The 22,637-nt window shown below is 64.9% G+C and carries 18 protein-coding genes; 11 read left to right on the forward strand and 7 right to left on the reverse strand.

Annotation, left to right across the window (positions count from 1 at the left end; genetic code table 11):
• Positions 1–21 precede the first annotated feature (21 nt).
• The 3 genes from HAP41_RS26840 (at position 22) to HAP41_RS26855 (ending at position 7,320) form a co-directional block, all read left to right on the forward strand.
• On the forward strand, positions 22–435 hold the full coding sequence (locus HAP41_RS26840; RefSeq protein ID WP_028148724.1) for a response regulator: 414 nt from the start codon (positions 22–24) through the stop codon (positions 433–435).
• A complete protein-coding gene (locus tag HAP41_RS26845; RefSeq protein ID WP_166096378.1) occupies positions 432–2,690 on the forward strand; it encodes a CHASE3 domain-containing protein in 2,259 nt (752 codons plus the stop codon). The genes HAP41_RS26840 and HAP41_RS26845 overlap by 4 nt, the downstream gene beginning before the upstream one ends.
• Before the next feature lie 4,360 nt (positions 2,691–7,050).
• Positions 7,051–7,320 carry an autotransporter outer membrane beta-barrel domain-containing protein gene (locus tag HAP41_RS26855; RefSeq protein WP_166096377.1) on the forward strand — a complete coding sequence of 90 codons (270 nt, stop codon included), beginning with the start codon at positions 7,051–7,053 and terminating at the stop codon, positions 7,318–7,320.
• A gap of 15 nt (positions 7,321–7,335) precedes the next feature.
• Here HAP41_RS26855 and HAP41_RS26860 read toward each other — a convergent pair whose 3' ends face one another.
• On the reverse strand, positions 7,336–8,232 hold the full coding sequence (locus tag HAP41_RS26860; RefSeq protein ID WP_166096376.1) for a DMT family transporter: 897 nt from the start codon (positions 8,230–8,232) through the stop codon (positions 7,336–7,338).
• Between the two features lie 744 nt (positions 8,233–8,976).
• Here HAP41_RS26860 and HAP41_RS26865 point away from each other — a divergent pair.
• The 5 genes from HAP41_RS26865 to HAP41_RS26885 all read left to right on the forward strand — a co-directional run bounded on the left by HAP41_RS26865 (position 8,977) and on the right by HAP41_RS26885 (position 15,734).
• Positions 8,977–12,744, forward strand: coding sequence for a vitamin B12-dependent ribonucleotide reductase (locus HAP41_RS26865; RefSeq protein WP_166096375.1), 3,768 nt, complete (start codon positions 8,977–8,979; stop codon positions 12,742–12,744).
• 290 nt (positions 12,745–13,034) lie between these two features.
• Positions 13,035–13,718 carry a hypothetical protein gene (locus tag HAP41_RS26870; RefSeq protein ID WP_166096374.1) on the forward strand — a complete coding sequence of 228 codons (684 nt, stop codon included), beginning with the start codon at positions 13,035–13,037 and terminating at the stop codon, positions 13,716–13,718.
• A gap of 791 nt (positions 13,719–14,509) precedes the next feature.
• The gene (locus HAP41_RS26875) at positions 14,510–14,698 is read left to right on the forward strand and encodes a hypothetical protein (RefSeq protein WP_166096373.1); all 189 of its coding nucleotides are present in this window, start codon (positions 14,510–14,512) and stop codon (positions 14,696–14,698) included.
• Between the two features lie 38 nt (positions 14,699–14,736).
• Positions 14,737–14,910 (forward strand): hypothetical protein, encoded by a 174-nt coding sequence (locus HAP41_RS26880; RefSeq protein ID WP_166096372.1) that lies wholly within the window; start codon positions 14,737–14,739, stop codon positions 14,908–14,910.
• Positions 14,911–15,053: 143 nt separating this feature from the next.
• Entirely contained in the window at positions 15,054–15,734 is a 681-nt protein-coding gene (locus HAP41_RS26885) for a phasin family protein (protein ID WP_224580736.1), read from the forward strand.
• A gap of 229 nt (positions 15,735–15,963) precedes the next feature.
• Here the strand turns inward: HAP41_RS26885 and HAP41_RS26890 are convergent, their stop codons facing one another.
• Positions 15,964–16,161 carry a hypothetical protein gene (locus tag HAP41_RS26890; RefSeq protein ID WP_014495617.1) on the reverse strand — a complete coding sequence of 66 codons (198 nt, stop codon included), beginning with the start codon at positions 16,159–16,161 and terminating at the stop codon, positions 15,964–15,966.
• 100 nt (positions 16,162–16,261) lie between these two features.
• The gene (locus HAP41_RS26895; protein ID WP_014495618.1) at positions 16,262–16,558 is read right to left on the reverse strand and encodes a hypothetical protein; all 297 of its coding nucleotides are present in this window, start codon (positions 16,556–16,558) and stop codon (positions 16,262–16,264) included.
• Positions 16,559–17,047: 489 nt separating this feature from the next.
• Here HAP41_RS26895 and HAP41_RS26900 point away from each other — a divergent pair, with 489 nt between their 5' ends.
• Both HAP41_RS26900 and HAP41_RS50770 read left to right on the forward strand, forming a co-directional pair.
• A complete protein-coding gene (locus tag HAP41_RS26900) occupies positions 17,048–18,073 on the forward strand; it encodes a hypothetical protein (protein WP_166105777.1) in 1,026 nt (341 codons plus the stop codon).
• A 170-nt stretch (positions 18,074–18,243) separates the two neighbouring features.
• Positions 18,244–18,468: a GCG_CRPN prefix-to-repeats domain-containing protein gene (locus tag HAP41_RS50770; RefSeq protein ID WP_371498184.1), complete on the forward strand. Its 225-nt coding sequence runs from the start codon at positions 18,244–18,246 to the stop codon at positions 18,466–18,468.
• Between the two features lie 68 nt (positions 18,469–18,536).
• Here the strand turns inward: HAP41_RS50770 and HAP41_RS26905 are convergent, their stop codons facing one another.
• Positions 18,537–19,043: a hypothetical protein gene (locus HAP41_RS26905; protein ID WP_071914417.1), complete on the reverse strand. Its 507-nt coding sequence runs from the start codon at positions 19,041–19,043 to the stop codon at positions 18,537–18,539.
• 220 nt (positions 19,044–19,263) lie between these two features.
• Here HAP41_RS26905 and HAP41_RS26910 point away from each other — a divergent pair, with 220 nt between their 5' ends.
• Positions 19,264–20,058 carry a transglycosylase SLT domain-containing protein gene (locus HAP41_RS26910; protein ID WP_166096371.1) on the forward strand — a complete coding sequence of 265 codons (795 nt, stop codon included), beginning with the start codon at positions 19,264–19,266 and terminating at the stop codon, positions 20,056–20,058.
• Between the two features lie 702 nt (positions 20,059–20,760).
• Here HAP41_RS26910 and HAP41_RS26915 read toward each other — a convergent pair.
• From HAP41_RS26915 to HAP41_RS26925, 3 genes are all read right to left on the reverse strand, one after another.
• Positions 20,761–21,042, reverse strand: coding sequence for a hypothetical protein (locus tag HAP41_RS26915; RefSeq protein ID WP_071914421.1), 282 nt, complete (start codon positions 21,040–21,042; stop codon positions 20,761–20,763).
• 66 nt (positions 21,043–21,108) lie between these two features.
• A complete protein-coding gene (locus HAP41_RS26920; protein WP_135216148.1) occupies positions 21,109–21,798 on the reverse strand; it encodes a cell envelope biogenesis protein TolA in 690 nt (229 codons plus the stop codon).
• A 252-nt stretch (positions 21,799–22,050) separates the two neighbouring features.
• Positions 22,051–22,587 (reverse strand): helix-turn-helix domain-containing protein, encoded by a 537-nt coding sequence (locus HAP41_RS26925; RefSeq protein WP_166096370.1) that lies wholly within the window; start codon positions 22,585–22,587, stop codon positions 22,051–22,053.
• Positions 22,588–22,637 lie beyond the last annotated feature (50 nt).

The raw sequence follows: 22,637 nt of genomic DNA on the forward strand, positions 1-22,637 counted from the left end.
TTCGATCTACTGGGAAATGTCATGCCGCGTATCCTCGTGGTAGATGACGATCCGATGGTCGGCGCGACCATCGAGGTCCTGCTCCAACGTCAGGGCTTCGATGTCACGATGGCTGACGGCGGCGAAACGGGACTGGCTGCGCTCGAAGCGCAGACGTTTGACGTGATGCTGGTCGACATCTTCATGCCGCACATGCGCGGCTTCGAATCCATCCGCATCTTTCACGAGCGCGCGCCGGCGATCCCTCTGATCGCGATGTCCGGCTACGCCTTCGCCTCGTCCGCCTCGCCCTCCCCCGATTTCCTCCGCATGGCACTGGAACTCGGCGCGACACGCTGCCTGCGCAAGCCGTTCACGCCGGACGCACTCCTGACCACGATCCGAGAATGCCTTGGCGAGGCCGCGCAGCCGAAGGACAAGAAAGAAGCCCCTTGATCCCAACGCAGCGCGTCATTCTCGGTGCTGGACTTGCAATCCTCCTGATCATCACCGCCGCCTCGATCGGACTCGACGTCAAGTCGCGGTACGATGCCGCCTGGGTCAATCACACCATCGAGACGCAGAAGAAGATCTCCGATCTGCGCGTGCTGATGCGGCGCGCCGAGAGCGCCGCGCGCGGCTACGAGATCTATCGCAACCCGAGCTTCAGCGACGAGTTTCAGGCGGTGCACGCCCAGATCGCGCCGGCGCTCGCTGATCTCAAGCGCAGCCTGCGTGACAATCCCGATCAGGTCGCGCTCATCGAGGGCACCGAGCCGCTGGCGCTGCGCCGGGTCGAGATCGCCGCAGAGGTGATGCGCCTCCGCGCCGAGAACGACCAGGCCGGCGTTGCCGCGCTCCAGGGCAAGGGCGAGGGTCGCGGCCTGATGGACACGGTGATGGGCAATCTCGATCAGCTGAGCGCGGAGGAAGAGCGATTGCTCGCCGCCCGCGCCCAGAGTTCCCGGCGCACCGGCATCGTCCTGCTCGGCATCGACGTGATCGGCGCGCTGGTGATCCTGCTGCTGGTCGCAATGCTGATGCGCGAGAGCCAGCGCACCACGGTCGCGCTGAAGAGCACGCTGCTGGAGACCACGGCGGCGAAGGAGCAACTCGAGGCGGCCGTCGCCGAGCGCACCGAGCATCTCGTCAACGCGCATGACGAGCTGCGGCTGTCGGTCAACGTGCTCCAGAGCACGTTCCACAGCATGGCCGAGGCTGTGCTGGTGATCGACGCCGAGGGCACTGTCCTTCTGTCCAATCCGGCCGCGGAGCGCATCTTGCTGCATCGCGCCGGCATGAGCCTGCGCAATCTGCGCGCCCTGTCCGACGTGTTTCACGGCGACGGCGTCACGCCGCTCAGGGCGGACGAACTGCCCTCGACGCGCGTGCTGCGCGGCGAGCAGTTCGAGAATCTGGAGATGATCGTCCGCCCGCATAACGGCAACGATCCCCGCCATCTGATGATCAGCGGCCGGCCGATGCGCGACGGACAAGGCAACGTCTCCGGCGCCGTGCTGGTCTATCACGACGCGACCACGTCGCGCGAAACCGAGCGGCAGCTGCACCAGTCGCAGAAGCTGGATGCGATCGGCAAGCTGACCGGCGGCGTCGCGCACGACTTCAACAACATGCTCACGGTGATATCAGGCAATACCGAGACGCTGGTGGCGAGCCTGAAGCAGCAGCCCGAGCTCCAGCGCGTGGCCCGCCTGATCGACGATGCCGCCGAGCGCTGCGCCGAGCTGATCCAGCATCTGCTCGCCTTTGCACGAAGGCAGCCGCTCCAACCGCGCAATGTCGAGATCAACGGCGCGATCGCCGATATCGCCAAGCTGCTGCGCCCCACCCTCGGCGAGCAGATCCAGATCGAGACCGTGCTGGAACAGGGACCGATGACCGCGCACATCGATCCGTCCCGCCTCACCAATGCCGTGCTCAACATGGCGATCAACGCCCGCGACGCCATGCCGAACGGCGGCAAGCTGCTGCTCGAGACCCACCACGTCGTGCTCGACGAGGCCTATGCGCAGGCCCACGCGGAGGTGCAGCCCGGCCCCTACGTGATGCTCGCGGTCAGCGACACCGGCACCGGCATGTCAGCGGACATCCAGCAGAAGGCCTTCGAGCCGTTCTTCACCACCAAGGAGGTCGGCAAGGGCTCGGGCCTCGGCCTCTCCATGGTCTACGGCTTCGTCAAGCAGTCCGGCGGCCACATCAAGATCTACAGCGAGGAAGGCCACGGCACCACGATCAAGCTCTATCTGCCGCCGGGCGACGGCATGACGGACGCGGCGGCCCCAGTGGCGCCGCAGGCCGAAGGCGGCGCCGAGACCATTTTCGTGGTCGAGGACGACACGCTGGTGCGCAACTTCGTCACCGCGCAGCTGCAGAGCCTCGGCTACGACACGGTCGCCGCGCCCGACAGCCGGGCCGCGCTGGACATGATCGAGGCCGGCCAGGACTTCGACCTCCTGTTCACCGACGTCGTCATCCCCGGCGGTATGAGCGGGCGCGAGCTCGCCGAAGAGGTGGCCAAGCGCCGGCCGGGCGTGAGGGTGCTGTACACCTCCGGCTACACCGACAACGCCATCGTCCACCACGGCAAGCTCGACGACGGCGTGCTGCTGCTGACAAAACCCTACCGCCGCAACCAGCTCGCCGAGATGATCAGGAAGGCGCTGAACGGCGGCGGGATGACGGCGGGCTAGAGCATTTTCTCACGGCTTCGAAAGCGCGCGGATTGTCTGTGCGCTGACTGAGAACTGCACTGAATTACGAATGCTCGCTGACGTCATCCGCGGTCTCGCGGCGGGTGTCGATGTTGTTTCCGGGTGACAGGCGACCGAAATCAAACGGTATTCCTGGCAGGCAAGACCATTCTCGTTGAGCCGCTTCGGCGAGCGAATATGTTGCGGTCTGTTTCTGAGGATTTCACCTCGGAATGGCCTGCGGGTCGGTGCCAAGGCTGCCGGTAATACAATTGATAATTGAATCGAGAATTGGTTCTTGTCCGACCCGGCGCCGTTTCAGGCTCCCTACATTGTTGGCGAGCACGGCTGTCGCACTGGCGCTGACGATCGTGTCGGTGCGCGCCGACGGCGGCGCTGGCGGAGCCGGTGGCAATGGCACGGGCGGCGGCGGTGGCGCGGCCGGTACCAGCGCCTCTCCTAACGGTGGGAATGGCGGTGACAACGCGACCGGACAAGGCGCGGGCGGCGGCGGCGGCGCTGCCGCAGGCGGCACCGGAGGCTCCGGGGGCACGGCGACCTCGGGCGGCGACGGCGGACTTGGCGGTGACGGCGGCAGCGTTGCCGGTGGCAACGGCGGCAATGGCGGCAACGGCAACTCAGCCCTGACTGCGGGTAGTGGCGGTGGCGGCGGCGGTGGCGGCGAAGGTGCACTCGGTGCCGGCTCCGGTGGAGCGGGTGGCGCCGGCGGTCACGGCGGCGCCAGCGCGAGCGGCGCCGATGGTTCTGCTGTCATTGGTGGCCTTGATGCCAGCGCGGGAACGGGCAGCGGCGGCGTCGGTGGCGGCGGTGGTGCGGGTGGCGCCGGCGTGCAGGTCAGCGTCGGCGGCAGCACCCTTTCGATAGCGGCGACCGGCGGCGCGGGTGGGGTTGGTGGCAGTGGCGGCGCCGGCGGGAGCGGCGGCAATGGAGCCAGTGCTCTCTCCCTGGGCGTCGCTGGTGTGACCGGCGGGACCGGTGGCAACGTCCTCGGCAGCGGGGGCGCTGCCGGCGGCGGCGGCAATGGCGGCACCGCCGTGCAGGTCACCAGCGCAGGCACCACGACGGTCCAGCAAACGGTCGCCGGCGGCGATGGCGGCAGCGGCGGGCGCGGCGGTACAGCGGGTCACGGCGGGAGCGGTGGTGCGGGCGCTTCCGGCGCCAATGTTCTCGGCGCGCTCGATGGCGGGACCGGTGGAAACGGCGGCAATAGCGGGGTTGGTGCCGGCGGCAATGGTGCGATCGGCGGCAGCGGTGGCGACGGCATCCAGGTCACGGGTGGCGGCACCGTGACGATTTTGCAAAGCGTCACGGCAGGTACCGGCGGCAGCGGTGGCGCTGGCGGTGCAGGCAGCGCCGGCGGCATGGCCGGCAACGGCGGCAACGCGGGATCCAGCATCGGGCTCGGCGTAGCCGGCGGGCGCGGTGGCAATGGTGGCACCGGCGGCAGCGCCAGCGCCCACGCAGGCGATGGCGCCAATGGTGCCGACAGTGGCGTTGGTCTGCAGGTGACGAGCGGTGGCACGCTCTCAATTTCCCAAACGATCATGGGAGGCGCCGGTGGCAATGGCGGCGCTGGCGGCAACGGCGCCAATGGCGGCGCAAGCGGGATCGGCGGCGCCGGCGGCACAGGCGACAATGGCGCCAACGGGTCCTCCGGCTCCGGCTTTCTCAATGGCAACAACGGTCTGGTTGGTGGCGCTGGCGGCAACGGCGGGAATGGTGGCGCCGGCGGAAATGGCGGCATTGGCGGTAGCGGATCCAGCGGCGGCGATGGTGTCCAGCTCACGAACGGCGGGACCGTTACAGTTTCGGGCAACATCGCTGGTGGCGCCGGCGGGATTGGCGGCTCCGGCGGCAATGCCGGCAACGGCGCCGCCGGGGGCAACGGCAGTGACGCCGGCACAGCGGGCACCGGCGGTGCTGGCGCGAGTGCCCTTCTCCCGGCCGTCGCTGGCGGCAGCGGCGGCAGCGGCGCCGCCGGCGGAATGGGTGGCAACGGCGGGAGCGGAGGAAGCGCCGGCGATGCCGGCGTAGGTGGTCATGGCGGCGCCGGCGGCGCCGGCGTGACCATTTCAAACGGTGGCACGCTGACCAATCAAGGCATCATCACCGGCGGCGATGGCGGCCGCGGCGGCACCGCAGGCAGTGGCGGCAACGGCGGCGCCGGTGGCAATGCGGGCAACGGCGGTGTCGGCGGCGTTGGCGGCGTTGGCGGCGTTGGCGGCGCTGGCGGCAACGGCACCGCTGGCGTCAACGTGGTCGGCTCGACCGATGGCGGCAATGGCGGCTATGGTGGCACCGGCGGCGTTGGCGCCGCCTTCTCCAACGGCGGCACGCTGATCAATCGCGGCACGATCACCGGCGGCAATGGCGGCATCGCCGGGGCCGCGGGCATGGGTGGCCTCGGCGGCACCGCGGGCAGCGCCGGCAGCGGTGGTGTCGGCGGCTCCGGCGGCGTCGGCGGTGCCGGGGCCTTGGCCGCCAGCGGCGGCACGAACGGCACCACGGGGACGAACGGCTTCTCCGGCGTGAGCGGCAGCGCCGGCGCGAGCGGTAGCTCCGGCAGCAGCACCGTCACCGCCGGGGTCTCCGGCGCGGTCGGTGCAGGCGGCGCCGGCGTCATCGGCACCAATCTCAGCATCATCAACAGCGGATCGATTTCAGGCGGTCTCGCCGGCGACGGCGTCACGCGTGCCAACGCCATCACCTTCACCGGCGGCGCGAACACGCTGCAGCTTCAGGCCGGCTACAGCTTCAGCGGCAACGTCGTCGATCAGACGGGCAACGGCGCCTTGCAGTTCGGCGGCAACACCAACCCCACTGCTTCTTTCGACGTTTCGCTGATCGGCGCCGCTGCGCAGTATCGGGGCTTCGCGAGCTTCGAGAAGACGGGCGCTTCGACCTGGACGCTAAGCGGCACCAATAGCGCTGCATTGCCGTGGTCGATCGCCGCCGGCACGCTGCTGGTGAACGGCTCGCTGGCCAATTCGACCATGACCGTGAACGCCGGCGGCACGCTTGGCGGCACGGGCACTATCGGCGCAGCGACGATCAATGCCGGTGGCACGTTCATGCCTGGAGCCGTCAACACGCCCGGGACGTCGACGATGGTCGCCGGCAATCTGGCCTTCCAATCGGGCGCGCTCTACGTCGTTGCGGTCAATCCATCGACGTCGAGCTTCGCCAATGTCACGGGCGCGGCGACGTTGACGGGCGCGACCGTGGTCGCGAATTTCCTGCCCGGCAGCTATGTCTCGAAGACATACACGATCCTGACCGCAGCCGGCGGACGTGGCGGCACGACGTTCGCGGGCATCACCAATGTCGGACTGCCGACGGGCGCGAGCGATACGCTGAGCTATGACGCCAACAACGCCTATCTGAACCTGACGGCCGCCTTCACCAATTACACCGGCCTCAACGTCAACCAGCAGAACGTCGCCAACGCGCTGACCTACGCCTTCAACAACAACGGCGGCCTTCCGATGGGCTTCTTTGGGCTCAGTCCTGCCGGCTTGACCCAGGTCTCCGGCGAGAGCGCCACCGGCTCCCAGCAGACGACGTTCAACGCGATGAACCAGTTCATCGGCGTGATAACGGATCCATTCATCTCCGGTCGCGGAGGTCCCGTCAGCGCCGGCGGCCCGCCGAATGCGTATGCCGAGGACAGCTCGGCCTACGCGGCACGCGGTCGAACTGTTGGCGAGCGCGACGCTTATGCGGCGATGTCCACCAAGGCGCTGGCAGCTCCGACCTTCGAACAACGTTGGAGCGTGTGGGCCGCCGGCTTCGGCGGGTCGCAGACCACGGCCGGCAACACCATCATCGGCTCGAACAACAGCGCGAGCAGCATCTACGGCATCGCGGTCGGTGCGGACTATCGGGTCTCGCCGGACACGCTCGCGGGATTTGCGCTGGCGGGCGGCCGCACCGGCTTCAACGTCAACGGCCTCGGCTATGGCAGCTCCGACCTGTTCCAGGCCGGCGCCTTCGTTCGCCATAATATCGGTGCGGCCTACATCACTGCTGCGCTGGCTTATGGCTGGCAGGACATCACGACCAACCGCATCGTCACGGTCGCCGGCATCGACCACCTGCGCGCCGAGTTCAATGCGAACGCGTATTCGGGTCGCGTGGAGAGTGGCTACCGCTTCGTCATGCCGACCTTGGGTGGTCTCGGCATCACTCCCTACACCGCAGGACAATTCACCACATTCGACCTGCCGGCCTATGCCGAAACTGTCGTCGCCGGTTCGCCGTTGTTTGCACAGAACTATGCCGCCAAGCGCGTGACCGACACGCGCAGCGAGCTCGGCATTCGCACCGACAAATATTCGCCATGCAGAACGGCATCGTCACGCTGCGCGGCCGCCTTGCATGGGCGCATGATTTTAATCCGGATCGTTCGATTGCCCCGACCTTCCAGTCGCTGCCGGGTGCAAGCTTCGTCGTCAACGGTGCGGCGCAGGCGCCCGACTCCGCGCTGACCACAGCCTCGGCCGAATGGCAATGGACCAACGGCTGGTCTGCCGCCGCGACGTTCGAGGGCGAGTTCTCGAATGTCACGCAAAGCTATGCCGGCAAGGGCGCGATCCGCTACGCATGGTGATGCTTGGTTCTCGAGCTAGCGCGTCGCCAGCACCACGGCCGCCAGCGTAAAGATCAGCGCGGCGATCTGGCCCGGCCCCAGCGGCTCGCCCAGCGCCAGCGCGGAGGCGACCACGCCAATCACCGGCACGGCCATGGTGCCGATCGCGGCGACCGAGGCCGGCAGCCGCGCCAGTGCCGCGAACCAGCTGACATAGGCAATGCAGAACTGCACCACGGTGGAATAGACCAGCAGCCACCAGCCGACCGGCGTCACCAGCGAAAGATGCGTGGTCTCGACCAAGAGGCCGATGATCGAGATCGGCAGGCAGCCGATCCCGATCTGCCAGGCCGCGGCCGTGATCGGCGGCAGATGGATCGGGTACTTCTTCGAGAACACCGTGCCGACGGCGAAGCCGAGCGCGCCGGCCAGCGCCATGATGATGCCAGGCAGCTTCTCCACGCTCGCGGCAAAGCCGTTGCCGCCCATGATCGAGGCCAGGCCGACGAAAGCCATCACCAGCCCCAGCGTGCGCAGCAGGGTCGGCCGCTCGCCCAGCACCGGCCAGGCGATCAGCGAGGCCCAGACCGGCATGGTGTAGGCGATCAGCGCCGCCTCGCTCGCCGGCAGCCAGAGCAGCGCCAGGCCCATCAGCACCATCCAGCCGGTGACGTTGAGGACGGCGGCGGTCAGTAAGCGCGGCCAGATCCCCGGCCCCACCTTGAGGCTCTGCCGGCGGATCAGCGCGAGGGCGGCGAGCAGCACCGCGCCCAGCACGCCGGTCACCCCGCGCAGCGTCAGCGGCGGCAGCTCGGACAGCAGGAACTTCGTCACCGGCCAGTTGAAGCCCCAGCCGATCGAGGTGATGGCGAGGAACATCAGGCCGGCCGGGGCGATGCGCGGTCGCGCATCCCGGCGAGTCGAATCAAGCATGTGGGGTACCCGGCAAAATCGCGGTCAGCTTGGCGCGGATTCGCACGCGCCACCACCACCCCGACGGGCATGCCTGCCCTCACCTTCCGTAGCCCTACGTGAGTCCCGCCGAGGCAACCCCGGTCCCGAAAAATATACCTGCCCTGTGAACAGTGGGGTGAAGGGTCCGTATCGTCACGGGATGCAAATTTTTTTGGTTGGGAATCCCTGAGGACTCACTGATACTTGGCTCAACAAAAGGCGCGGGCTTGCCCCCTGTTATCCCCCGCAATCCACCATATTTAGTATTTGATTCAGGAACTCGCACTAGCTCTTGACGGGCGCAACGGAGAGTCCTAGCTTTCGGTCCGTTCGGCGCGAGTGAGTTTGCGTCCCGCCGGCACTCCCCCAAAGGGTCTCGCAAATCGTCACTCCGCCAAGCCAGCCAAAGGCCGCGGATGAGGGCTTGTCTGCCCTCGAAATGCAGACCTTCGGGCGCCAGAACGGGCCGGCAACAGGCTCGGATGGCATTGGTTGAAGTGGCGTGTGGGGCGTTGAACGCATGTCGCGCACATCCCCTTGGGGCGGATGGGTGTGGACATGCCGGCGGATGAGAACCATCGCGCCGGGAGAAACTGGGCCGGATCCACCGGCTGAACTGCGAAGCCTTTGGGTCGATGAGGCCCTCGGAGGAATCGCGAACCGAAATAGCGACCCGGGCGCCTTGCGGAGGCAGTCCGGCAGATAAAAGGACGGGGCAAGACCATGCGGATTGAGCGGCGCCACACCACTTCGGGACAGTCACCTTACGCCGGGATCGATTTCCGGCTGACCACGTCGGAGATCCGGAATCCCGACGGCTCGGTCGTGTTCAAGCTTGAGAACGTCGAGGTGCCGACCGACTGGTCGCAGGTCGCCTCCGACGTGCTCGCCCAGAAGTACTTTCGCAAAGCCGGCGTCGCCGCGCGCCTGAAGAAGGTCGAGGAGGAGTCCGTCCCCTCCTTCCTGTGGCGCTCCGTGCCCGACACCGAGGCGCTCGCCGCTCTCCCCGAGAAAGAGCGCTTCGTCAGCGAGCTCTCGGCCAAGCAGGTGTTCGATCGTCTGGCCGGCTGCTGGACCTATTGGGGCTGGAAGGGCAACTACTTCTCCTCCGACGAGGACGCCCAGACCTTCTATGACGAGATCCGCTACATGCTCGCCATGCAGATGGTCGCGCCGAACTCGCCGCAATGGTTCAACACCGGCCTGCACTGGGCCTATGGCATCGACGGCCCCGGCCAGGGCCATTATTACGTCGACCCCTTCACCGGCAAGCTGACCAAGTCCAAGTCCGCCTACGAGCACCCGCAGCCGCACGCCTGCTTCATCCAGGGCGTCGGTGACGACCTCGTCAACGAGGGCGGCATCATGGACCTCTGGGTCCGCGAAGCCCGCCTGTTCAAGTATGGCTCCGGCACCGGCTCCAACTTCTCGCGCCTGCGCGGCGAAGGCGAGAAGCTCTCCGGCGGCGGCCGCTCGAGCGGCCTGATGAGCTTCCTCAAGATCGGCGACCGCGCAGCCGGCGCGATCAAGTCGGGCGGCACCACGCGCCGCGCGGCCAAGATGGTCGTCGTCGACGTCGATCACCCCGACATCGAGACCTATATCGACTGGAAGGTGAAGGAGGAGCAGAAGGTCGCCGCTCTCGTCACCGGCTCCAAGATCAACCAGAAGCACCTCAAGGCGGTGCTGAAGGCCTGCGTGAACTGCGAAGGCTCGGGCGACGATTGCTTCGATCCCGAGAAGAACCCGGCGCTCCGCCGCGAGATCAAGCTCGCGCGCCGCAGCCTCGTGCCTGACAATTACATCAAGCGCGTGATGCAGTTCGCCAAGCAGGGCTACAAGGACATCCAGTTCGACGTCTATGACACCGACTGGGATTCGGAAGCCTACCTCACGGTGTCGGGCCAGAACTCCAACAACTCGGTCTCGCTGAAGGACGACTTCCTCCGCGCCGTGGAAACGGATGGCGACTGGAATCTCGTCGGACGCACCACCAAGAAGATCACCAAGACGCTGAAGGCGCGCGACCTCTGGGAGAAGATCGGCTACGCCGCCTGGGCGTCGGCCGACCCGGGCCTGCACTTCAACACCACCATGAACGACTGGCACACCTGCAAGGCGTCCGGCGACATCCGCGCGTCCAATCCGTGCTCGGAATACATGTTCCTGGACGACACGGCGTGCAACCTCGCCTCCGCCAACCTGCTGACCTTCTACAACACCGAGACCAAGCAGTTCGACGTCGCCGGGTACGAGCACCTCTGCCAGCTCTGGACCATCGTGCTCGAAATCTCCGTGATGATGGCGCAGTTCCCGTCGCGCGCGATCGCCGAACTCTCCTACGAGTTCCGCACGCTCGGCCTCGGCTACGCCAACATCGGCGGCCTGCTGATGACCATGGGCCTGTCCTATGACAGCAAGGAAGGCCGCGCGCTCTGCGGCGCCCTCACCGCTGTGATGACCGGCATCACCTACAAGACCTCGGCGGAGATGGCTGCTGAACTGGGCACCTTCCCCGGTTACAAGAAGAACGCCGCGCACATGCTGCGCGTGATCCGCAATCACCGCCGCGCCGCCCACGGCCAGTCCAACGGCTACGAGGCGCTCTCAGTGAACCCGGTGCCGATGGACCTCGTGTCCTGCCCGCAGGCTGACATCGTCACGCGTGCCCAGGCCGCCTGGGATGCGGCGCTCGAGCTCGGCGAGAAGCACGGCTATCGCAACGCCCAGACCACGGTGATCGCGCCGACCGGCACCATCGGCCTCGTCATGGATTGCGACACCACCGGCATCGAGCCCGACTTCGCGCTGGTGAAATTCAAGAAGCTCGCCGGCGGCGGCTACTTCAAGATCATCAACCGCGCGGTCCCCGCGGCGCTGCGCGCGCTCGGCTATCGCGAGAGCGAGATCGCGGAGATCGAGGCCTACGCCGTCGGCCACGGCTCGCTCTCCAACGCGCCGGCCATCAACGCCTCGACGCTGAAGGCCAAGGGCTTTACCGATGAAGCCATCGCCAAGGTCGAGAAGGCCCTGCCGACCGCCTTCGACATCAAGTTCGCCTTCAACAAGTGGACCTTTGGCGAGGACTTCATCCGCGACCAGCTCGGCATCGGTGCCGAGGCGATCGCGGCCCCCGGCTTCGACCTGCTCCAGGCCGTCGGCTTCACCAAGCGTGAGATCGAGGCGGCCAACGTCCACATCTGCGGCGCGATGACGGTGGAAGGTGCCCCGCACCTGAAGGCCGAGCACTATTCGGTGTTCGACTGCGCCAATCCCTGCGGCAAGATCGGCAAGCGCTATCTGTCGGTCGAGAGCCACATCCGCATGATGGCGGCGGCGCAGCCCTTCATCTCGGGTGCGATCTCCAAGACCATCAACATGCCGAACGACGCGACGGTGGAGGACTGCAAGTCCGCCTACATGCTGTCGTGGAAGCTCGCGCTGAAGGCCAACGCGCTCTATCGCGACGGCTCCAAGCTCTCCCAGCCGCTCAACTCGCAGCTCATCGCCGACGATGAGGACGAGGAGGATGCGGTCGAGAGCCTCTACGAGAAGCCGATGGCGGCGCGTGCCACCCAGGTCTCGGAAAAGATCGTCGAGAAGCTGGTCGAGCGCATCATCGTGATGCGCGAGCGCGAGAAGATGCCGGATCGCCGCAAGGGCTACACCCAGAAGGCGGTCGTCGGTGGCCACAAGGTCTACTTGCGCACCGGCGAATACGATGACGGCCGTCTCGGCGAGATCTTCATCGACATGCACAAGGAAGGCGCAGCACTCCGCTCCTTCATCAACAACTTCGCCATCGCGGTGTCGCTGGGCCTCCAGTACGGCGTGCCGCTCGACGAATATGTCGACGCCTTCACCTTCACCCGTTTCGAGCCGGCGGGCCCCGTGCAGGGCAACGACAGCATCAAGTACGCGACCTCGATCCTCGACTACGTCTTCCGCGAACTCGCGGTGAGCTACATGTCGCGCTTCGATCTCGCCCATGTCGATCCGACCGAGTCGAACTTCGACGCGCTCGGCAAGGGCGTCGAGGAAGGCAAGGAGCCGGACGAGACCCAGCACGCGACCAAGCTGGTCTCGCGCGGCCTCACCCGCTCCCGCACCGACAACCTCGTCGTGATGCGCGGCGGCTCGGCCGCGATCGCCCCGGGCAACGACAGTGCCCCGACCGGCGGCAGCAAGGTCACCGCTCTCGCCTCCCACGGCGCGTCGGCCCGCGCCGGCGACGCCATCGAAGGCGCCGTCGCCCTGAAGCAGGAAACCAGCCACGACCTGTCGCCTACCGAGAAGCTCGAGGCGCTCCAGTGGAGCAAGGCCGGCAGCACCGCACAGACGCTCGTCCCCTCCAAGGCAGAGCGCCGCGCGGAAGCCAAGGCCAAGGGCTACGAAGGCGAGATGTGCAGCGAGTGCGGCAACTTCACGCTGGTGCGGAATGGGACGTGCATGAAGTGCGATACTTGCGGAAGCACGACGGGGTGCAGCTGATACTCAGCTGCTGCCATTGAAGACGACCCTCGTCCCTGTGACTTTTAATCATGGGGTCGAGGGTTCGAGTCCCTCCGCGCTAACCAAGCAAAACAAGATTTTTTGCGATTTTTACTGCCGGACTATTTGGCGCTGAGGGCACGATAGGGGTCCTGGCCCGCCCTTGGTATTTCGGGCTGCATGGTATGGGTGAAGCCAAGCGAAAGCTAAGAACGTTGCGAGCCCTGTTGACCGGGAATCCCGGCTGCATTTACTGCGCTGGAGCCCGACTTGCGACCACAATCGAACACATGCCCCCGATCCAGATTTTCGAAGGGCGCCAACGACCGAGAGGGTTGGAATTCCCGGCCTGCGACGTGTGCAACAGCCAGACCGGTCATGCGGACCTTGTTGCGTCTTTGCTCGCCCGTAGCTTCCCGGTGGCGGATACGTCAGTGCAGCGCCGCGATTTCCTAAAAATACTTTCAGCGATCTCCAACAACATGCCGGCTCTCTTGACAGAAATGCACATTCCGCGCGCAGCGGAAAAACTGGCACGGAAACGGCACGGCCTCCCCGACGATATGCACCCTCTCCGCGCGAGCGGCCCGCTGTTGAACCGGTACATTCTGACCTTTGCGGCCAAGCTCGGTTTTGCGTTGCATTTCGAGGTCATGAACGAAGCGGTTCCGGTCGCCGGCGGCGTGCAGGTTATGTGGTTCTCGAATCTGCAAGCGATGAAAGATGATATCCCGCGAGAATTGTTTGACCTGCTGCCGGGCCCGAAAAGCTTGCAGCAAGGCCGCAAGGGCGTTGGCGATCAATTCAAATATTCGATCGCGACAGGCGAGCAAGGCCATATGCTCTACTTCGCTTCCTTCAATTTCTCTTTTGCGGTTGCCGGACTAACCGCAGTCGATCGGTCGATTTGGCTTGAAGGGTATGCGGACAAATTTCCGGTTTATGTTCCTGGCGACTTCAGCCCGCAGAATTAATTCCGAATTAGAATTACGGCGACCGTGCGCTAAATTTATCGCCATCGCCCCCTGCCGGTCTTGCCTCGTCGCTTCACGTTTGGTGGACCGTGTCAGTTAAGTGCACTGTCATCGTATTTAAAGCTCGTACTTCAGCGGTGGCTGCGGTCGGTACAGTACAACGGCTAAGTAAGCCAATGCGGTAAGTTGTGCGGCCGCAAGCAGGACAAGGAGACCATCAGTATAAAAGGGAAGGTATTGCATCACATCGCGCACAGAACCACTACTGCTCACCCTCTTCCCGATCGCGAAACAAGAGCGTTCGGAACAGGGGACTTGGAATTACGGTGACAGTGCACTCAACTTTTAGCTCGCAGGATGGGTAGAGCACTTGCGAAACCCATCGTGCCATGACGGCTATTGATGGGTTTCGCTTCGCCCAGAGACCTCACGGCTCATCATTCGCCGGAGCGTTGCGGCGTGATTGCCTTGCCGCTTGCCTTGCGTCTTTTCTGGCAACCCAGTGCGCGCGAAATCGCTTCGCGGCATGAAACGCCCGCGGCGCCACGACCTGAAACGCCATGGAGGCAACGCCGGCGACAAATCCCTTCACCACGTCAAAAGCGAAATCGGGTCCAAAATACTCCCACATGACCCTGCATCCTTCTTCGCGAAGGCACCGCCGGGCAGTCGTGGGCTGACATGAAAAATGGAAAGGCCCCGTCCGTCACCGGCGGGGCCTCAAGAAAATCCCTGCACGCGCCGTTGCGCGCACGCGAAATCTCTCGGTTCACCCGCTCATGGTGGACACGATGAAAGAGCTGCAAAGCATGGCCGTGCGATTGAAAACGCCCATAGCGATCATCCCGAAATTGCCAGATGCCGACCCGCCGGTGCGCATCGCCGAGCAAGCGCACGAGGGTATAGTGTCGGCGCTAAAGAAGCAGACCCGAGGGCTGCCGTCTGTGTGCCATTTCACAATTGGCGGAAGACTTTTATAAGGCATGATGAGCAAGCGTGGCCCGCAGGAAGGACCGCCATGAACGGCAATCGCTACTACGGGGTTCGGGTCGAGGGCGCCAAATACGGCGTGGGTTTTGGCTCCGCACTCGCCATCGCAATCTCCTACACCAACAATCATTCGATCCTGTGGGCGATCATCCACGGCATCTTGGGCTGGCTCTACGTGGTCTATGTCGCCCTGTTCGGGTGACGACGAACGCGCGAGGACCAGGACGCCCGCTATTGCGAGCCACCGGGTCCGCGCGGAGCGCGGCCCGATGACAGGCTCTGCGACGCAGTCCAGGCCGTCACCCGCGAATTGCGCCTTGCCGATGCCCGGCAAAATCTCACCACATGGCCGCCACGCAAGCGACAACCCACAATCGCGATTTCAGCGCAAACACGACGGAGGCTTGCGGCTTCAGCGATATTCAGGAGTTATTTGCAATGTTGAGTGCGGGCGAAAATAAGACAACGGGAAAATCCGGCCGGCGCGGCGCGAAGAAGAAGGCCGGGCAACGGACCAGGGCCGGCGAGCAACACGCAGCTGCAGCCCATCAACTGCCGGATGCCTCGGCGGAGATCAGCCAAGAGACTAAGCAAGAGAACAGGCAAGAGGCCGAGCAAGAGATAAGGCAAGAGACGAGCCGAGAGATCAGTGCTCAGGTACCCTCGGCTGCAGCCTTGCCAGGCGAGGCTTCCGGGATGGAGATCGCTGCAAGCGCGCCCGTCGCACCGGTGGAACCCTCCCAGGCCAGCCCGCAGGCGATTGCCGATGCCTATAGCGACTACACGAGGACGTCGCTTGAGCACGCCTGGACCTTCCTGGGAAAGCTCGCGGCGGCGCGCTCACCCGTCGAGGCCTTTGAGCTTCAGATGGAGTACGCGAAACAGGTGTGCGGATCGTTGATCGCCGAATCCCAGAAGATCGCCGAGTTGCATGGACAATTGACCAGACAAAGGGTCATGCATTTTGAGGGATTCGTGGCCAAGCTCACCCAGACGACGCTCGAAATTCGCGCGACACGTCACTAACGACAACTGCGTATTCCGACACAGCGGGGGGGAGCGAGCGTAGCCCGGATGGAGCGACTTGTCCGCCGTAGCTCGAAGAGCGAAGGCGGAAGCGAAATCCGGGCTACCTGCCGCGGTCTCGGCATCGGCTAACGCATGATCCGGAAAAGTGCGAAGCGGTTTTCCGAAAAGATCATGCTCAAACAACAACCTAAAGCGCGATGACGATTCATCCCAATCTCATCGCGCTTTAGCCGGTTGTCTTGGCCCGCTGCACTTCGTGCGGGTGGCGACGATCGCCGCGCCGATTTGACTTGCGAACGTAGGTGACGAGTGCCTCGGGGTTCTCGAGCTTGATCTTCAGCGCCGCGACCAATGCGTCCTCGGCTTCGATCGTGAGCACCTTGGCACGCACCCCGAGCTTCAACCCGACAGTATATGACGTCATGGCAGACTCCACGGGTCCAGGCTTCCACCGTACCTCAATCGGCGTCTCTTCGGAACAGCCCTGCTCAACACATCCCCTTTCGCCGCCGAATAAAGCCGGATCACGACCGCTCTATCAGGATCGGTGAACCGAGCTCTTCGAAATGAAAGAGCTGAAAGACCCGCTGGCCGTTGAAGTCGAGCACTCTCAAATCATCGGTTTCGTGCAGATTGCTTTCGACTGCGTGAAAGTGCCCGCCGTAGCGCTCTCTGGCGAGCGACAAGGGAACCTCGAACGCGACGAACTTGCCGATGCCTTTTTGCCTGAGCACCCCAAGGAGCTTCTGGTCGTCCAGGGACTGGTGCGAGGTGAGAATGAGCAGCGGACCGCTCGCCGTGAGCAGCAGAAGCGATTTCATTGGATCCTCCTTTGCGCCCCTCCCTACCTGATCTTCGCCGGGACTCCTTCAGGCGCTCCAGCTCCGTACGAACCTGCGCCTCCATGGCGTCTTGCAATGCGAGTATGCCCCTGCTGGACAATTCTGCGGAGGCCTTTCTGTCCAGATTCTGCTTCCAATCCCGGATGGCTTGCTTGGTGGCCTTTTGGGCCTCCGACGTCGTCTTAACGTACTCCGTCAATGGGAGTGCGGCAGTCCGATCGTCGGAAGGATAGGCCTCACCGTTGTCCAACACAACGCGCGAGCGAAGGAGAAATTATGGCGGGCTACGGTTGCTGAAGCAGCCGGGCGCTGCTCCCCGGGGCATCCCTGCGACGTGCTGTGCTATCGCGGGAGGAAGCGCCATGAGGGTCTCCACCGCGACACTCGCCCTGCTTCTTTCAGGTCCGGCCGCGGCCCCAGGAGTGCCAGACATGCTCAATGGCCGACGCCTGCATGACGCCCGACTGGATGGAGCGCGCATCGGTGCCTGAAGCGAACGACCCCAAGCCTGATACCGACAAGCCTGAGGCCCAAAAGCCTGAGGCCGCCAAGCCGGACGAGGTGCGCGCCGATGGCGGGCTGGCGCGGGCCTATGACCAGATCAAGAGCGCAGAGCAAGACCTTGCGCGGCTGGACCGGCTGGTTTCCGGAATGGAACGCGGCAACGAAGTCCCGCGGGCCTCGCAGGCCAGCGCCGGAGCGAAGGCAGCCGAGGGTCCCAAGGACAAGGTGCCGGCACCGGTTAGCAAGGTGGGCAATCAAGGCCTGAAGGGAGATCGGACCATGCTGCGTGCCCTGGTTGGCCTCGTGTTGGCGATCGGCCTTCTCGGCGCCGCCTTCGCTTCGCAATATCGCGATGAGGCCAAGTCGATGACCAGGTCCATCATGGCGCGATGGGCTCCGCCGGCCGCGAGCGAACCCGCGCGAGCGTCCGTGGTCGAAAGTCCGGCGCAACCGCCGGCCGTGCAACTGGCTGCTGCGGATGGGCCCAGTCCGGTGCCCGCGCCGCCGCTCGGCAAGGAAACGGAAAGCGCTCCAAGAGCTGAGGCTCCAAAACCTGACGCTGCAAGACCTGACGCGCCAAGAACCGGCGCCACGGCGCCTGATCCGTCATCGTCCGATCTCGCGCAATCGCTCAAGACCATCACCAGCGAGCTTGCGAGCATCAACGGAAAGCTCGAGCAACTGAAAAGCCGCAACGAGCAGACGCTGCGCGAGCAGGCCGACACCATTCAACAGCTCAAGGCGGCGCAGGAGAAGGATGCCGCGGACAATGCGCGCCTCGCCGCACAGGTCCAGGCGCTGCAAACGCAACTGACGACGTCAGCCGCGCCTGCACCCGCGAAACCGGTCGTGCGGAGCGCGACGAGCAACGAGACGGCTGCGCCTGCACGGCCGCACGTGCAAGCGACCGCCCCCCGGCGGCCCAGGCCGCCGCGAGGACGCTGGATGCCCCCGCCCTATATGGCCGACCCCTACGATCCGGATTGGTAAGCCGTCAGCGTTCTCGGCCAAGAGGCTTGGTGCCAAGAGCCTTGGTGCTATGCTGCGCGGTGATCGGCCGGCAGGCCCTCGGCCAGATCTGTGCGACGTCACGACGGGCCTCGGCATGAAGGAGCGAGCCCATGACCAGGCACCTTTCACGCGTCCTGTTGACCCCAATGATGCTTTTGTTTGCAGTCTGCGCGGCCAGCGCCGCAGACGGCTGCGGCACCGGTTGCCACGCCACCGTTTCCGGCGCGTGCGTGGTCGATGGCTGGGCAACGGGTGCGCGGGTCTGGAATCAATGTCCGGCCACGTCGCGTGCGCGTCCGCCTTGCGGCGGTTCGGATTACGTCTGGGACTCTCGCAAACGGGCTTGTTTCCCGTCGACGCGCGATTGGCTTTGAAGCCCAGCCCGCAGGATCGGGGCGCGCGAGCGCTCACCCCATCCTGCGAACGACGCTCTACGCCCGCCTCACCGTACCTCGCACACCGACACCTTGGCTTCGATCCCGGTCGGCTCGAGCTCTTCCGTCGCAAGCTCCTCGCTGCAGTACTCGCCGACCGAGACGTCCTTCATCCTGCGCTTGACCTGCTCGCACGTCTTGCGGACGTCTTCCGTGAAGAGCGCGCATTCCTCGATGCGCTTGAAGATCTTCCGCCCCTCGTCGCGATACCCCGCTGCCGTCTCGCGCATGAAGGCGATCGCATCATGGACCTGGGCTGTCAGCGCCTCGCATTTTCGCGCGGCATCGATCAGCTCGGCGCCCATGGCCTCGATCTCCTTTGCAGCGGACTCATAGTCACGAATGACCGCCTCTGCACTGAGCGCGCCCACCCGCGTGACCCCCTCGGTGTGCTCGACGTAATCGGGCAGCGCAATTGAAGCAATCGAGCTTCCCGTGCGCACCGATGCAATGTCCGCCTCGAGCTGGACCAGGTTTACGCCTTCACGTCTGCGCAATTGTTCGACACTTGCCATGATCGACCCTCCCAATACGCTCCCCGTACCCCAAACGGCACTGAGTGTATTACGTGGATAAGCGACCTTCTAATCAGATATGCAGTTGACAGTCGCAGCTTTGCCATTTTTGTGCAGTTGCCGCCGCGGCACGCAGCGATGATGGATGTCATCCCCATCAACTTCGTCAGGTGATGGATTTCGCAAAGCCTCAACTCATCCACGCGCTTCCACCAGACCCATGCCAAGGAAAAGCAAGAGCCGCCTCCCCCGCCTTCGCAGCGTCCGGCGGGGCGCCCGGTGGGTGCGAAAGAGGTTCGCGCGCGCACCGAGCGTGGTTCGGATCGCGGGTAGCGTGGCGATCCTGCTTGCGGTCGCAGCGCTTGTGAACATCGTCTATCACGTCATCCGCAAGCCGACCGAGCTGTTCGTCCTTGTCGGCAACGCGCTGGACAAGGAACCGGCCGAGAACTGGCGGCAATACGGGCCGCTGTTCCGAAGCTTTTCCACCGCGACGATCACGCCGGAATTGCTGGCGGCGCTGGCGCAGGTCGAGAGTTCGGGCAATCCGGTGGCGCGCACCTACTGGCGCTGGCGATTGAGCCTCAATCCGCTCGCGATCTACCGGCCCGCCTCCAGCGCCGTCGGCCTCTACCAGATGACCGATCCAGCCTTCGCCGACGCCGCACGGTTCTGTGTCCGCGGCAACGCGGTCACGGAGACCGGCTGCGGGTTCACTGGCCTCTATAGCCGCGCGATCCCGAGCCACGCCATCGAGCTTGCATCGGTGTACCTGGACCGCAACGTGGCTGACGTTCTCGCCCGCGCGGGCGATGTGAAGGCAAGCCGCGAGCAGAAGCAGGATCTGGCCGCCTTCATCCATCTCTGCGGCGCAGGCCCCGCCACAGCCTACGCGCGCCGCAAGTTTCAGATGATCGCCGACGAACGCTGCGGCGATCACTCGGTTGCAAGCTATATCGCCAGGGTCAACGCGATGAAGCGGCAGTTCCTGCGACTATCGGCGGATGACCCGTAGGGTGGGTTTGCCTGCAGCGCGAAGCGCAGTGCATCAGCCTAGACATTCATTGTCGCGAGGGCGCGCGCTTCAGCGGGCTGGCCGGCGCTTTGAGGCGCGTTGATATCCTTCCAACACTCATCGCTTTCCCAACGCGCGCTTATGCGAGGCTTGCCGCGAAGAAGGCGCAACCAGTGCCTTGCCAGCCACGAATATCATGCGTTTTGGCAAAGGCTCAACCCGTCCCTATATGCGGGTGCTTTCCGCCGCGCGCTTCGCCCTACCTGATCTTCGCCAGGCACTCCTTCAGCCGCTCCAGCTCGGAACGAACCTGCGCCTCCATCGCGTCCTGCAATGCGAGTATGCCCCTGCTGGACAATTCGGCGGAGGCCTTTCGGTCCAGATTCTGCTTCCAGTCCCGGATTGCTTGCTTCGTGGCCCTTTGGGCCTCCAACGTTGCCTTAGAGTACTCCTTCATGCAGGCGTCGGCCATTGAGCATGTCTGGCACTCCTGGGCGGCGGCCGGGCTTGAAAGAAGCAGGGCGAGTATCGCGGTAGGGACTCTCATGCTGATTCCTCCCGCCCAGGAGCATAGCACGTCTCGGGGATGCCTCGAGGAGCAGCGCGCAGGATGGGTGGAGCGCTTGCGAAACCCATCGTGCCGCGACAGCTATCGATGGGCTTCGCTTCTCGTCTATTCCGCTCCGCGTCCGTCGATGGCCTTTACCACCAGTACGGCCACCGCCATCCCTCATAGCGGACCCATGACGACACATAGGGCGGGCCGTTCGGATCGACCCGGTCGTCTTCAGGGCGATAACGATATCGTGGAACAATGTAGTAATCCCACGGCGTCGGCCTGAGCACGGGCGCCGTGACGATAAGCCTCTGCTGTGGTTCGCGAACCACTTGGGCCTTCCGCGTCCGGGCCTCAGCGCCCGATATCCCGAGGTTGCACAGCACCAGGGCCGTTCCGAGCGCACACGCGGCGGTGATGATCTTCATGCGTTGGTCTCCTTCCCTGGAAGAGTGCAAAAGGACGCAAGGCAAGGCAAGCTAAATTCGCTCGCGCTACGTGCGCGCGCGGCGCAGAGCCTCCTCCAGCTTTTTCCTTTGCTTGTCCCACCGGCCCTGCTCGGCCTCGGCGCGTTCGTCGAGCGCGGCACGCTCGGCTTCGATCGCCTCCGCCTTCGCGGCGTGCTCCCGCCTCGCCGCGTCCAGCGCCGCCTGGGCCATGGCGACCGCCTTGTCGCGGCGCGCGCGCTCCTTGGCGAGGGCGACCTCTTCCTTGCGTCGCTCGGCGTCTCGCCGCCGCTCTTCCTTCTCGAACGCCGCGGCGGCTTTGCGCGCGTCTTGATCGTCAATCTTGCGTGACTGTTTTGTTACGCCCTCGGCCGGACGCTGCTTCGACTTGGATTTGGACTCGGGCTTGGACTTGGAGTTGGGTTTGGGTTTTCGCTTGGCCTCATCGTCGGCGAGATCGGTCGGCAGCGCGGCGCTCTCGGTGAACGGGCCGCCGGAGCCGACCGGGCGCCGGAGCACGACGCCCGGGCTTGCCATGGTCGCCGCGACGATGTCGGGGTCGTCGGTCTCCTTCGCGGCGCCCTGATGGAAGAGGTTGGAGCTGGCGCCCCAGGCCTCCAGCGCCGCCTTCATCGAGGGTGCGGCGACCGCCTGGTCGTAGAAGCCGAGCGAGGTCTGGTAGGTCTTCAGTTTTCTTTGCGGTTTTCTTGTCGCTTCGCTTTTCGGTTTTTTCGGCATGTCGCCCCGCGGCCCCGGCGACGCACCTGTCCGTCGCACCGGCGCCACCATGCCATAGTGCCCCTGTTTCGCCCGACGAGTCAAATTTTATTCGGGATCACCGAAATCGATGCGAGGCAAGCAACGACCGGGATTGCCGACGGAGCAGCACAATATTCGGTCCCGCAGACCCCTGAAATCACGCGAGTTTTCTACGGTGCGTGGGGTTGTTTTCGACATTTTTGTTGGCCGCGCAGTTCCGCGAGTGTCTCCCTACGCCGCGTCGACGTCCTCAGGCGCCGGACCTGCCACGAGCCCGTCGAGGCCGACCATCAGCAAATCGGCAATGTGCATCAGCTGGTAGAGCGGAATGTCGGCCTCGCCGTTTTCGGCCAGCGCCAGGAAGGCGGGCGTGACGCCGATGCGCTCGGCGAGCTGGACTTCGGTGTAGCCGCGGGTCTCGCGCGCCGCTCTGACGCGCGCACCGATCCCGAGCCGATGCCGGGACTGCTCGTCCGCGGTCATCATGACGGCCTGCTCGTCCGGGCTCGCATAACCCTCGGCGAACGCGGTGCCGATCAGTCTGCCCTTGCGCCAGGCGACGCGGCAGTCCTTGCGCAATCCGCTGCTGAAGACCAACGTGAACTGCTCGGCGACCCAGAGCGACGAGTTGAGCTGCAGGCGGGCGCCGGTGCCGGAGACATCGCGGATCGTGCAGGGCACGCTGATGAGGCTGCCGCTGCCGTTGTCGAACTCGACAATCCCGGTTCGCAACGTCTGATGTCTGGCAGCGGCACGATGCTCGCTCATGACCTGGACTCCCAAAGCTTGCGGCAGCGTCGAACGGCGGATCCGACGTA

This window comes from Bradyrhizobium barranii subsp. apii, assembly GCF_011516635.5.
Lineage (GTDB): Bacteria > Pseudomonadota > Alphaproteobacteria > Rhizobiales > Xanthobacteraceae > Bradyrhizobium > Bradyrhizobium barranii.